Source organism: Chloroflexus sp. (assembly GCF_056331925.1).
Genome location: NZ_JBWGQH010000007.1, coordinates 124268 through 136761, shown reverse-complemented (window position 1 = coordinate 136761; position 12494 = coordinate 124268). Strand labels below are relative to the sequence as shown.

Below are 12494 nucleotides of genomic sequence, written 5' to 3'. Positions count from 1 at the left end.
AACACCAATGTCGTTCAATACCGCCATCTTTTACGATATCGAGAACCTCATTAAGGGCTACGGTTTCTCAACCCAGACGATTACTAACGTGTCGCTCAGGAAGATACTCACAGCACTCCGGCAGACGGGTAAGATCGGCCATATCGCTGTGCAGCGCGCTTACGCCAATTGGAGTGATCCGCGCCTTGGCGTTATGCGCGATGAAATCAACGGACTTGGTATCGATCCGATCCAAGTCTTCGGGTTTGCCAGAGAACCGAAGCGGAATGCGGCCGATGTGCAACTTGCGATTGATGCCATCGATCTCGCGTATATCCGTCCTGGTCTCAACTTGTTTGTAATTGTATCCGGTGATGGCGGTTTTGCCGCCACCGCTTGAGTTTGCGGACTAAGCTGCTTCGTTTGCTTGTGTTTGTAATTGTATCCGGTGATGGCGGTTTTGCCGCTCTGGCCAAAAAGCTGCACGAATATGGCAAGACGGTCATCGGTTGCGCGTACCGTTCGGCAGTCAACAAGACGTTTCAAGCGGTGTGTGACGAATTCGTTTGGATTACCGACCCGGAAGAGAAGGTTCAGCCAGTGCATGCCCTCGGTCAGATCGGGGTTACCGACTCGCGCAATATTCGCCTCGCCGAGCAGGTGGCGAAAGTGCCCGAGCCTACACCAGAGAACATTGTTGCCAAAACCAGAGAGATCCTCGATTGGTACGCACAAAATACAACAACGTCAGTTGATTTAGTTCAGAAAGGAATAGCACTTCCGGTCATCAAAGAAGCTGTCATGTATGCCATTCCCGACTTTCAACTAGGCAAATTGGGATTTGCGAAGTTTATCGAATATATGCAGTGCGTTTGTCAAGGAACGAACTACTGCATCGTGCGTCTGCCAACTTCATATGTCGTGCTCGCCCTGCGCCGTGCCGTTCCTGACGGGAGTAAGGTGCTACCGGATTTGGATGCACACGGAATGGATTGCGATTGAAGGTTAGCGTTGCCGGTAAGCCGGCTTTTTCGGTGAAGGATATTTGATTGCTGTTTATCACCACACGTACCGCAATCACAGTGAGTCGTGTGTTGAGCAACCAACGGTAACCTTGCCCGGGGATCAATCCAGTGTAAGGCGAGTGGGTTGCAAGATGCTAAGGCACACCACCATCCGGTCGCTTGCTACGAAATAGCCACCTTGCTTCTACTGGTTGGAGAACGGCCACGCCGCATCACCCCGCGGCGCGGCACTACCCGCCTGAATCTGTCGTCACTCCACAACCTATCGGTAGGCGGAGAGGACAGACCGGTGCCGAACAGGGCTACTCTTCCTCTCCCGACCGTTCTGCCAATTGCCGGTCAAGCAACAGCAGACCAACCCCATCGTTGCCAATCAGTTTGAGATGCTGAATGATTTCGTCAACGCTCTTCTCTTCCTCAACTTGCTCGTCGATAAACCACTTGAGCATGCTCATCGTGGCGTAGTCGTTTTCTTGGGCTGCGAGAGCATAGATCGCATTGATCGACGCAGTTACCCGCTGCTCGTGGGCCAGCACCCGCTCGAAGGCATCGAGCGGCGAAGCAAACTCATTCTGAGGCTCATCAATCGCCCCCAACATCACCCGCCCACCACGGTTGTTCACGTAATCGAAGAAGCGCAATGCGTGTTCGCGCTCCTCTTCACTCTGCACCCGAAACCAGTGAGCAAAACCGGTGAGTGAGAGCGACTCGAAATAAGCAGCCATCGCTAGATAGGTGTACGATGCGGCATACTCATAGGTGATTTGACGGTTCAGTGCCTGTAACACCTGTTCACTTAGCATAACAATCCTCTTTTTCGTTCATCAGGGTACGATCTTCATTATAACACACATATCTATGAAATGAGAGACCTCTGTTATACTACGCTACACTTCAATTTGATTGCGGAGAAAGACATGCTTACCTGTACCCATATCGCTACCCACGAGTCGGCAATGCTCGACCTCATCGCCCGCCTCGTTCACCTTGAATCACCGAGTACCGATAAAGTCTTACTCGATGCGTGCGCCGATGAGCTAGCCGCTCTCTTCGCCCGCATTGGCACCGTTGAGCGCATTACCAACCCTGCCGGCGGTGACCATCTGCGCGTGACTATAACCGATGTCGCCGAGCCATCGTTACCGCCGGCGCTGGTGCTCTGCCATTACGATACGGTGTGGCCGGCAGGAACGGTCACTCAACGCCCCTTTACCCTGACCGATGACCGCGCGTTCGGGCCGGGGGCGTATGATATGAAAGCGAGTATCGCGATGGTCTACACCGCACTCGGTGGATTTGGTCACCCTGCACCACGCTTACGCCGACCGGTTATCGTGCTGTTGACATCGGATGAAGAGATCGGTAGTCCCACATCGCGTAAACTGATCGAAGCAACTGCCCAACAGTCAGCCCACGTCCTGGTGATCGAACCGCCAACCGAACCGGATGGCGCGCTGAAGACGGCGCGCAAGGGTGGTGGTGCCTTCCGGGTTACCATTACCGGTCGTGCCGCTCACGCCGGTGTTGAGCCGGAGAAAGGGGTTAGCGCCTTGACCGAACTAGCACACCAGATTCTGGCGATCAATGCGTTGGCCAATCCGGCCATTGGCACGACGGTGAACGTTGGCGTAGCCGGTGGCGGTACCCGCCCCAATGTTGTCCCCGCCGAAGCGTGGATGGAGGTTGATGTGCGGGTATGGACACAAGCCGAAGCGGAGCGGATCGAAGCAGGTATGATGGCCCTCAAGCCGGTAACTCCGGGAACACAGGTGAAAGTAAGTGGGAGTGTACGCCGACCACCGATGGAACGCACGCCGGCGAGTGCTGCGCTCTTTACCCGCGCGCAAGAACTTGGTGCAGCGTTAGGGTTAGATATCCGTGAAGGCAGCACCGGCGGCGGCAGTGATGGCAATTTCACCGCTGCGCTCGGCATTCCCACCCTCGACGGCTTGGGTTGTCCCGGTGCCGGTGCCCATGCCGACCACGAACAGATCAGCCGACGTGGACTGATCGAACGCACTGCGTTGTTGTGTGCATTGTTGGAAGAAGTCTAGGCGCAGCAGGATGGTTGCAACGGTGGGGCGCACGACGGTTGGACACACGACGGTGGGACGCATAATGGTGGGGTACACAACGGTGGGTCGCACAGCCGTGCGCCCCACTACGACGAATTTGCCACAATCGTCCCCGTCGCCTCACCAAACCCAATGCGGTACCCATCACCCTGCGCCCACGCCCGCATCGTCACCATGTCACCATCATCCAACCAACGCCGCGTTGAGCCATCGGCCAGTTGGATCGGCTCAGTACCACGCCACGTCAACTCAAACAGGCAACCCCGCGACTCCTTCGTTGGACCACTGATCGTTCCCGAACCCATCAGATCACCGGGCCGCAGCCGACAACCATTCACCGTATGATGTGCAAGCTGCTGGGCAAAACTCCAGTACAGATGACGAGCATTGGTCTGGCAAACGCGCGTATCGTTGAGCCAGACTTCGAGCGTGACATCAAAATGTCCTGGTCGTGGCGGTTGCAGATACGGCAACGGTGGCGGGTCTTGTGGCTCACCACTACAGCGGAACGGTTCGAGTGCTGCGAGTGGAACCACCCACGGGCTAATCGTCGTCGCAAAACTCTTTGACAAGAAGGGGCCAAGCGGCTGATACTCCCACCCCTGAATATCGCGCGCGCTCCAGTCATTGAGAATCACAAAGCCAAAGATGTGCTCTTCAGCCTGCGCAATCGGTACCGAAACCCCCAACTCGTTACCCACACCGATAACCATCGCCAACTCAACCTCGAAATCGAGGGCACGTGACGGTGAAAAGAACGGTTCTGGACTATGGGATGGCTTAATCTGACCACAGGGACGGCGAATCGGTGTACCGCTGACCACCACAGTACTAGCCCGACCATGGTAAGCTACCGGCATATGCCGCCAATTTGGGTAGAGTGGGGGACTATCAGGACGCAGCATCTTGCCGGTGTTGGTGGCATGGTAAAGCGACGAGTAGAAGTCGGTGAAATCGCCGATCTGCACCGGCAGCAGCAGCTCAACCTCGCTTTGCCGGATCAGCGCGGCGTCGCGCAGCGACTGGTGATCGCGCAACGTTGGCTCATCGGCGGCAAGCAGCCGTTGCAACGTCCTCCGCACTGCCTGCCACGCCGCCGGACCCGCAGCCATAAATCCGTTAAGGGTATCACGGGCAAACAACCCTTGCCCGGCCACCGGCGTCGAAGCCAACAAACCGGCCTCATCGAGCACTGCGAGATCGAGTACGTATTCACCAATCGCCACCCCGACCCGCGCCGTACCGCCACTACGCAGACGGAAGACACCGTAGGGCAGATTTTCGAGCGGAAAATCACTGTCAGGTGTAATAGAAACAAAACTTTGCAATGGCATAGATTTGGTATGCAAGAGGGCTACGCTATCATATACCTTACCTCCCCACCCACCTCACGGCGAGATAGGAAGGGAGGGAACCAACAATCAGAACGACATCCACCAACTAACCTTCCGGATCACCCACGCTCCACGAATCCATATACCCCGCCTTCTCCAACTCGAGCGCGGCAGTCGTCAGATGCAGCGGATGGAAGGTATCGATCATCACGGCTAACTCGCGCGTTTCTTTGGCACCGATACTAGCTTCGGTGCTACCCGGCTGCGGACCGTGCGGCAAACCGGCAGGATGCAAAGTTATGTCACATCGCTCAATACCACGGCGCGACATGAAGTTACCATCGCAGTAATAAATCACCTCATCGGAGTTAACGTTCGAGTGATTGTACGGAGCCGGGATCGCTTCAGGATGATAATCGAACAGACGCGGCACGAACGAACACACTACGAAATTATGGCCCTCGAAGGTCTGATGTACCGGCGGCGGCTGGTGGATACGACCAGTAATCGGCTCAAAGTCGTGGATGGAAAAGGCCCACGGGTATAGATAGCCATCCCAGCCCACCACATCAAAGGGATGGTGATCGAGGACGTGGCGCGTAAGCTGATCGCGTACCTTCACCAACACCTCAAACTCGCCGGTATCGGTAAAGGTGAGCAACTCACCAGGACCGCGAATATCCCGCTCGCAATAGGGCGCATGCTCAAGCAACTGACCAAACTGATTGCGATACCGCTTGGGCGGGGCAATTTGGCTGGCGGCTTCAATGACTAAAAAGCGCGCCGGACCGTTGAGCCGCATTTGCCACGTGGTACCGAAAGGGATGACCAGATAGTCGCCGGGATTGAAGGGTAGGCGTCCAAACTGCGAGAGTAGCTCACCGCTGCCCTCGTGCGCAAACCACACCTCATACGCTTGTGCATTGCGATAGAAGCCGGTCATACTCTCGGTGGGGCGGCTCACACCGATCGTAACATCGTTGTTACCGAGCAAAGTAATCCGAGCACTAACCGGATCTCCACCGGCAGGGATATGAGCCGTCGCAAAAGCACGGTGGCGGATCGGACCGAACTCGACATACTCCGGTTTGACCGGACCCACCAACTCGGCACGTAGGACACGCGGAGGCAAGAAGTGGTGGTAAAGGATCGACTGAATCCCGTGAAAGCCTTCTAGCCCCATCACCTCTTCACGATAGAGCTTACCATTTGGCTTCCGAAACTGGGTATGGCGCTTGTGAGGGATCTGACCGAGACGCTGGTAAAACGGCATCGCACACCTCCTTGTGCTGCGGTGTCGTCTGATAACAGGTTGCGCCCGGCGCTGCTGCGTCGGGCGCGCTGGCGACCCGGGAGGGACTCGAACCCCCAACCAACGGTTCCGAAGACCGTTGCTCTATCCATTGAGCTACCGGGCCATTCGGCGTCAATAGTGTAGCACATTCGCCTTTCTTGTGCAACGTGGCGAAAGACTGCAACCTTCGTTGTGTGATGTTTTGCCGCAAATTGATACGGAACGTGTACAATGGTGTAACGCAAAGGCGCAAAGGGCGCAAAGGGCGCAAAGGGTGCAAAGGCGCAAAGGGCGCAGCAGTAGTTGGGCTATGCTCGGTGTCACCCGCACAAATCTGCGCGCTGCTACGATCTGGGGTGGTGGGATTGGAGCTGTGCTCATGCTACTCGACTGGGTAAACACCTTTACCGTGGTGGTGGCGCACCGATGGAGGCGATGGAGACGATTCTGGTCGGAATGGGTTTCCTCTACCTCTTCCCGGTGCTGGTGCTGGCCGCAGAACTACTCTGGCGTGGTGTGTTGCTCCTTGGCTTACGCGATGCCGGTCTTAACGCTCATCTGACAGTCGCCATCACCACCCTACTCTACGCGCTCAATCATCTCTTCGTCGCGCCGGTGCCGATGTTCGAGCGCTGGCTGATGGTGGGTATGGCCGTACCGATTGGGATCATTGGCGGTTATCTGGTGCTACGCACCCGCAACGTCTGGGCTGCTGTGTGGTTGCACGGCCTCAGCCTTGTGGCCATGGTGGCCGACATCTTTATCATTCCGGCGCTGGCTCGAAGCTGATGAGCAAGACGTTCCACAGACGGGATGCCTAAAGGTGTTGAGGGGTCAGTGGTTTTATTCACACATAGCCCCTCCCACTAAATCTAGCACATTTTATCGTCGCTTAACCGAATAATAATAATTGCTATCCACATTTTGTGGAGAGATGTGGATAAGACAACTATATGTAGGGGGTCTTGCCGCATCAGGACAACCGTTCGATACACCGCGGATACGCTCAGAGCGCGAGCGACACCTCATGTACACTTACTCACCATTACAGCCTTTGATCGGAGGAATTCGAGACAACAAAAAACCCGCTCTAGAATTCAGAGCGGGTGCTATGTATTATGGTGCCAAGAGCCGGACTCGAACCGGCGACCCTCGCGTTTTCAGCGCGATGCTCTACCAACTGAGCTATCTTGGCGCACCACCCATCAGAAGTGGTGGGCGATGACGGGTTCGAACCGCCGACACCCTCGGTGTAAGCGAGGTGCTCTACCGCTGAGCTAATCGCCCCCAACGTGTGGTGCCCAGGAAGGGACTTGAACCCTTACGAGCGTGGTTAGCTCACTAGGCCCTCAACCTAGCGCGTCTGCCAATTCCGCCACCTGGGCGCTCAACGCCTCGTTATTATACGAAATGACAGCCTAGTTGTCAAATCTCACTGCTCGCGCTTGGGCAAGCGAAAACCGAGCAGGCTAGGTCGCTCAACAGTGGGCATTGCCGTGAAATCGGCTTCACCAGGACGCAAGTGCGGCTTGCTCTCGAGCCAGGCATCGCGGGTAGCTTTGGCCTGTTGTAGTATCTGTTCAATGGCAGCCACATCACCAGCATTGATCTGCTCACGGACTGTGACCAGAAACCGGATCAGTTCATCAATCCAGCGCGTCAAGCCATGCGGATTGGTGAGCAAAATGTCGCGTTGCATCTGTGGGTCACCGGAGGCAAGGCGTGAGACATCGCGAAACCCGGTGGCCGCCAACGGCGCCATCTCCTTCCACGCCGGGCTACTACCGGTGGCGGTGACCAACCCCACCGAGAGGAGGAGGGGGAGATGGGAAATGCCGGCAACGTACACATCGTGCTCTTCGGGGTCGATATAGTAGGGCTTAGCCCCAACCGTGCGCACGAGTACTTCGACCGCTTCGACCGCTTGCGATACGGTATCGTGCGTTGCAGTAAGGCAGTAAATCGCCTCACGGAACAGGTCAGGATCGGCGGCTGCCGGACCCGATTTTTCCCGCCCGGCCATCGGGTGCCCGCCAACAAAACTCACGGTACGCGGCAATAGTTCGTTAGCCCAACGACAAACTTGGGCCTTGGTACTGGCAACATCTGTCACCACTGCCCCAGCAGGCAACAGTGTGGCAAGCTCCTGGAATACCTCTTGCATCGCACGCACCGGTGTCGCCACGATCACGATCTGCGCCTCGCGCACTGCTTCGGCCAATGTACGCGCTTCCCGATCGATAGCCAACCGCCCGCGTGCCTCGCGCGTCACCCGTGGCTCGCGATCAAACCCCACTACCTCAATCGGGCCGAGCGGCGACTCTTTGGGATCGGCGTTCCGCAACGCCATCCCCAGTGAGGCCCCGATCAGACCAAGCCCAATAATTGCGATTCGGATCATACGCTCCTCTACATTATCCCGTCGATTCGACGCCAATGAATGACAACAAGATGATTTCGACCAACACTAGGATAATAGCCAGCGCGATGAGTTTGATCGGATCGAGAATGCGCAGCGCGGCTAACGCTAAGGTAGCCGCTGCAAAGAGGCCAACTTCATACGCTTCACGTCGCACGCGCCGATTGTCGAGCGCCCAGGCTTTCAGCGCTAGCCACCGCCGACTCAAAACTGCAATCACTGGCCTGATCAGGACAGCCACACAAAGAAACACGGCAAACAGGATCAGGGCATACACCGGCATGTCTGGGGGATCAAGTAATGTACCGGTCGGCGCCGGGACAATCGCGATCGTGGTAAGCAACAACCACACCCCCAACCCACCCTCGACGGTCAGACCGGGTAAACCGAGCCAACGTTCTAACGGCCAAAAGGTGATGATCCCGGTCAGCAGAGCCATTCCGTGAAAGACCAGGTGCAGTGGTGAGAGCAGATTTGGCCCTCGTGCCAGATCAACACCGATCACCATCCCAATTACCAGCGCCCAGCTTATTCCGGCGACACTCGCCAGGGCCGGTAAATGCCGCACCGGTAGCTTGGGTCGCTCCCGCTCACCCATCATCACGCTCCGACCACGACACCCGAGCAAGCCGCTGTCGCAACAGATGATCGGCCAGTACCAATGCCAGCATGGCTTCGGCCACCGGTACGAGACGCGGCAAGACGGTTGGGTCATGACGACCATGCACCTCAATCGTCACCGGGTTACCGTCGCGGTCAACCGTTTGTTGCGGGCGGGCAATGCTGGCCGGGGGTTTGGCTGCCAATCGCACCACGATCTCCTCGCCGGTTGAAATGCCGCCGAGAATACCACCGTGATGGTTAGAGGCCATACCGATTGAACCATCATCGCGCTGGATGAACGGATCGTTGTTCTGCGAGCCACGCAGCATTGCCACCCCAAACCCTTCACCAATCTCAACCCCTTTGATCGCCGGAATCGAGAACATGGCCTTACCAATATCAGCTTGTAGCTTATCAAACACCGGCTCACCGAGACCGGGAGGCACCCCTCGCGCCCGCACTTCAACGATCCCACCCAGCGAGTCGAGTTCGCGGCGCGCCTGATCGACACGTTCAACCATCAACGCTGCCACCCGCGCATCAGGGCACCGCATGATGTTGCGTTCGATCTCTGCTTCGTCAAAGACCTCGGCGCGCAAATCGGCCAATTGGAGGGTATACCCCACAATCGTTACCCCCACCGTCGCCAACAGCTTACGCGCAATGGCACCGCCGGCTACCCGCCCAATCGTCTCGCGGGCCGACGAACGCCCACCACCACGCCAATCGCGAAAGCCGTATTTTACGTCCCACGTGTAATCGGCGTGGCCGGGCCGGTAGGCATCTTTGATAGTTTCGTAGTGGTGAGATTTAGCATCGGTATTGTAAACAACCATCGTTATCGGCGTACCGGTGGTGCGACCCTCAAACACACCGGAGAGTATCTGTACCTCATCAGCTTCGCGCCGTTGCGAACTAACCCGGCTTTGACCAACCCGCCGCCGGTCGAGTTCGCGTTGAATATCAGCCACATCGAGCGGCAACCCGGCCGGGCAACCATCTACGGTACACCCTACGGCCAGACCATGCGATTCACCCCACGTTGTCAACCGAAAGACGTGACCAAAGCTATTTCCGGGCATATCCGCTCCCTCAATTAACCATGATCTGCGACCATCTTCGCCGGTACCCCTTTGTTCATGTAAAAGTCTCTCTTGATTGTACCCACACGTAAGCGCTAACGTTGTTACGCTGGCGGTGCCAGGTAATCGCACTGTGCCGGTATTCTTCGCGTCATGCGCGACGCATAATCTCTTTTCCCCATGCACCAGCCTTCCACTCCGTCCATACCCGATCGTACACCGCCTTTACCTCTCCGGCAATTCGGTTCCATGTGTAGTAAGCGCGGGCCAGTGCAGCCCCACGTGCCGCACGCATCCGCGACTCGGCGGGGGCGTGTAACGTGGTCAGTAACGCATTGGCGAGCGCCATCGCATTACCGGCCGGGACAACTAACCCGTTCAGTTCGTGCTGTACAACCTCGGCCAACCCACCGGCATCAGAGACAATCACCGGACAACCGGCTGCAAAGGCTTCCAGCGCCACAATCCCAAACGGCTCGTAGAGCGAGGGGAAGACGGCCACATCACCCACGGCATACAACCGGTTCCGATCTTCGTCACTGATATAGCCGAGAAACTCAACCGGCACCCCCAACGCTGCGGCCTGCCACTTGAGTTCATCGAAAGCACCACCGGTCCCGGCGATCACTAAGCGAGCCGGTATTTCTGCAATAACCCGTGACCATGCCTCAAGTAAGACATGCACACCCTTTTCGTAAACGAGCCGTCCGACAAAAATCACCAATGCTTCGTTATCGGCAGCAAAACGGCGCCGAAAGGCGACCCATTCCGCCGGCGTTTCAAACGGTTGTGGTGGAATATGAACTCCATTTGAAATAACATCGATCTTGTCTGGTGGCGTCGTGAAGTATTCACGGATCTGGCGCGCCATAAAGTGCGAACAAACAATCACCCGCCATGCTTCGTAGGTCAAGCGCCATTCGAGATCGTTAATGTGCTGTGCTCGATGCCCATTCAAATCACCACGCCCACGTCCACGTTCGGTCGCATGGATGGTAGCAATCAGCGGGACGCGCCAATGGTGCTTGAGCGTAATCCCAACCTCGGCGGTCAACCAATCGTGGACGTGGATCAGATCGGGTCGGCCACCGGGAAACAGGGCATGGGCTGCGTGTTCAAGATGCCGCCCGGCGTGATGGACAAAGCCGGGGAAGTCATCGGTATCGAGCGGCGGAATGGCAACCCGGCAGATAGTGATCTGTTGCTGACGTTCGAACGACTCACCGCCACGTAATTGTGGAGTGATGACGGTTACCGTTACATCGTGTTCGATCAATGCCGGCACTAAATCTGCCACATGGCGGCCTAAACCGCCAACGATGTGAGGGGGGTATTCCCACGCAATCTGTAGTACATGCATGGCCCAGATTATAGCATAGCCAACACAATAATTGCTTTACAGAGGCATAACAAATACGTCATAGGAGCTTATCAATCGACGTTCACCACCGCCATCTGCTCCCACGACAAGCAACCGGTTAAACGGTTCACGTTACACGAACGGTTGCACACGAGCAATAATACATTTCAGGTAACGTCCTTCGGGAAAGCCGGCCGGTACCGGGTGATCGAGCGGTTGACCGGCTTCATGGATAATCTGTAGGCGGCGATGCGCTTGCGCCGCAGCTTCACCGAGGAGATGACGAAACTGTTCTGGGCCAATCTGAGCGGTACAACTAGAACTGATCAGTAAGCCACCGGGTTCAACACAGCGCAGCCCCAGCATGTTGAGCCGAATGTATGCGCGCTGTGCAGCGTGAAGATTGGTACGCGAGCGGGCAAAGCTCGGTGGATCGAGGATGACGACATTGAATGTACGCCCCACTTTGGCATAACTATCGAGCAAGGTAAAACAATCCTCTGTCTCGAAGTGATGGCGTTCCGCCGGTAAGCGGTTGAGCGCAATATTGGCGGCAGTGGCTTCGGCTAAACCACGCCCCACGTCACAGCTCACTACTTCCGCAGCATCGCCACGCAACGCATACAGCGAAAAACCGCCGGTGTAGGCAAAGCAGTTAAGCACACTCGCCCCAGCAACGAACCCCTCAAGGGTACGCCGATTATCACGCTGATCGAGAAAGAGGCCGGTCTTTTGCCCATAGAGCATATCTACGTAAAAAAACAGGCCATTCTCCTGCACGACCAAATTACGCGGCGGCCATTCACCCCACAACAAGACCGGCTTGGCAGCGTCCGCGTCATCATCATCGAGCCGCGGACGCTGTACGACACCACGTATCTGAGGATCAACCGCACGCAATGCGGCAGTCACCGTTGGCACAATGGTTTGCACACTTTCGGCGTAGGTTTGGATCACGGCATAATCACCGTAGCGATCGACGACGATCCCGGGTAGATTATCGCCCTCACCATAAATCCAGCGGTAAGCCGTCGTCTGACCATTATCACGCAACGATGCCCGCAACTCCCACGCCTCCCACACCCGCTCGCGAATCCAAGCTTGATCGGGTGGACCGTTGCGGCTGTAGATACGGAGAGCAATCGGACTATGCGCATCGTACAGACCGTAGACGGTAAGACCACCACAACGAGCACGCACCCACTGTCCGGAATGCAACCGTTCGGCGCCGATCAGATGGTTACGGTAGACCCACGGATGCCCCTGTTGCAGCCGAGTCCGAAGTGACGGATCGATAGTTATATCGGCAATTGGTGGCATAGC

The 12494-nt window shown here is 56.6% G+C and carries 12 protein-coding genes and 4 tRNA genes; 4 read left to right on the top strand and 12 right to left on the bottom strand.

Translation table 11 applies throughout. The annotated features are described in order from the left end of the window. Both AC01ZF_RS05680 and AC01ZF_RS05675 read left to right on the top strand, forming a co-directional pair. The coding region (locus tag AC01ZF_RS05680; protein ID WP_476575195.1) for an NYN domain-containing protein at nucleotides 1-379 on the top strand (379 nt) is incomplete at its 5' end. A gap of 29 nt (nucleotides 380-408) precedes the next feature. Then, nucleotides 409-981 carry an NYN domain-containing protein gene (locus AC01ZF_RS05675; RefSeq protein ID WP_476575194.1) on the top strand — a complete coding sequence of 191 codons (573 nt, stop codon included), beginning with the start codon at nucleotides 409-411 and terminating at the stop codon, nucleotides 979-981. Nucleotides 982-1306: 325 nt separating this feature from the next. On the opposite strand, the gene AC01ZF_RS05670 is transcribed toward AC01ZF_RS05675, so the two are convergent. Then, the gene (locus AC01ZF_RS05670; RefSeq protein ID WP_424674607.1) at nucleotides 1307-1807 is read right to left on the bottom strand and encodes a ferritin; all 501 of its coding nucleotides are present in this window, start codon (nucleotides 1805-1807) and stop codon (nucleotides 1307-1309) included. A 114-nt stretch (nucleotides 1808-1921) separates the two neighbouring features. On the opposite strand from AC01ZF_RS05670, the gene AC01ZF_RS05665 reads away from it, so the two are divergent. After that, on the top strand, nucleotides 1922-3058 hold the full coding sequence (locus tag AC01ZF_RS05665; protein WP_424674608.1) for a M20 family metallopeptidase: 1137 nt from the start codon (nucleotides 1922-1924) through the stop codon (nucleotides 3056-3058). A 107-nt stretch (nucleotides 3059-3165) separates the two neighbouring features. On the opposite strand, the gene fahA is transcribed toward AC01ZF_RS05665, so the two are convergent. The 3 genes from fahA to AC01ZF_RS05650 form a co-directional block, all read right to left on the bottom strand. Next, the gene (gene fahA / locus AC01ZF_RS05660) at nucleotides 3166-4413 is read right to left on the bottom strand and encodes a fumarylacetoacetase (RefSeq protein ID WP_424674609.1); all 1248 of its coding nucleotides are present in this window, start codon (nucleotides 4411-4413) and stop codon (nucleotides 3166-3168) included. A gap of 106 nt (nucleotides 4414-4519) precedes the next feature. Then, complete coding sequence (locus AC01ZF_RS05655) at nucleotides 4520-5686, bottom strand: homogentisate 1,2-dioxygenase (RefSeq protein WP_428112761.1); 1167 nt, start codon at nucleotides 5684-5686, stop codon at nucleotides 4520-4522. Between the two features lie 69 nt (nucleotides 5687-5755). Next, nucleotides 5756-5831: transfer RNA gene (locus AC01ZF_RS05650), tRNA-Arg, on the bottom strand. 311 nt (nucleotides 5832-6142) lie between these two features. On the opposite strand from AC01ZF_RS05650, the gene AC01ZF_RS05645 reads away from it, so the two are divergent. After that, complete coding sequence (locus AC01ZF_RS05645; RefSeq protein ID WP_424674611.1) at nucleotides 6143-6496, top strand: CPBP family glutamic-type intramembrane protease; 354 nt, start codon at nucleotides 6143-6145, stop codon at nucleotides 6494-6496. A 330-nt stretch (nucleotides 6497-6826) separates the two neighbouring features. Here AC01ZF_RS05645 and AC01ZF_RS05640 read toward each other — a convergent pair. The 8 genes from AC01ZF_RS05640 to AC01ZF_RS05605 form a co-directional block, all read right to left on the bottom strand. Continuing rightward, a tRNA-Phe gene (locus tag AC01ZF_RS05640) sits at nucleotides 6827-6902 on the bottom strand. A gap of 17 nt (nucleotides 6903-6919) precedes the next feature. Continuing rightward, nucleotides 6920-6994: transfer RNA gene (locus tag AC01ZF_RS05635), tRNA-Val, on the bottom strand. Nucleotides 6995-7002: 8 nt separating this feature from the next. Then, nucleotides 7003-7092: transfer RNA gene (locus AC01ZF_RS05630), tRNA-Leu, on the bottom strand. 47 nt (nucleotides 7093-7139) lie between these two features. After that, nucleotides 7140-8108, bottom strand: coding sequence for a prephenate dehydrogenase (locus AC01ZF_RS05625; protein ID WP_424674612.1), 969 nt, complete (start codon nucleotides 8106-8108; stop codon nucleotides 7140-7142). Between the two features lie 13 nt (nucleotides 8109-8121). Beyond that, on the bottom strand, nucleotides 8122-8727 hold the full coding sequence (locus AC01ZF_RS05620) for a hypothetical protein (RefSeq protein WP_424674613.1): 606 nt from the start codon (nucleotides 8725-8727) through the stop codon (nucleotides 8122-8124). Next, nucleotides 8717-9811, bottom strand: a complete 1095-nt coding sequence (gene aroC / locus AC01ZF_RS05615) for a chorismate synthase (RefSeq protein WP_476575193.1) — start codon at nucleotides 9809-9811, stop codon at nucleotides 8717-8719. The genes AC01ZF_RS05620 and aroC overlap by 11 nt, the downstream gene beginning before the upstream one ends. A gap of 151 nt (nucleotides 9812-9962) precedes the next feature. Then, nucleotides 9963-11171, bottom strand: a complete 1209-nt coding sequence (locus tag AC01ZF_RS05610; protein ID WP_424674615.1) for a glycosyltransferase family 4 protein — start codon at nucleotides 11169-11171, stop codon at nucleotides 9963-9965. Between the two features lie 132 nt (nucleotides 11172-11303). Then, on the bottom strand, nucleotides 11304-12491 hold the full coding sequence (locus tag AC01ZF_RS05605) for a class I SAM-dependent rRNA methyltransferase (protein WP_424674616.1): 1188 nt from the start codon (nucleotides 12489-12491) through the stop codon (nucleotides 11304-11306). Nucleotides 12492-12494: the final 3 nt, after the last annotated feature.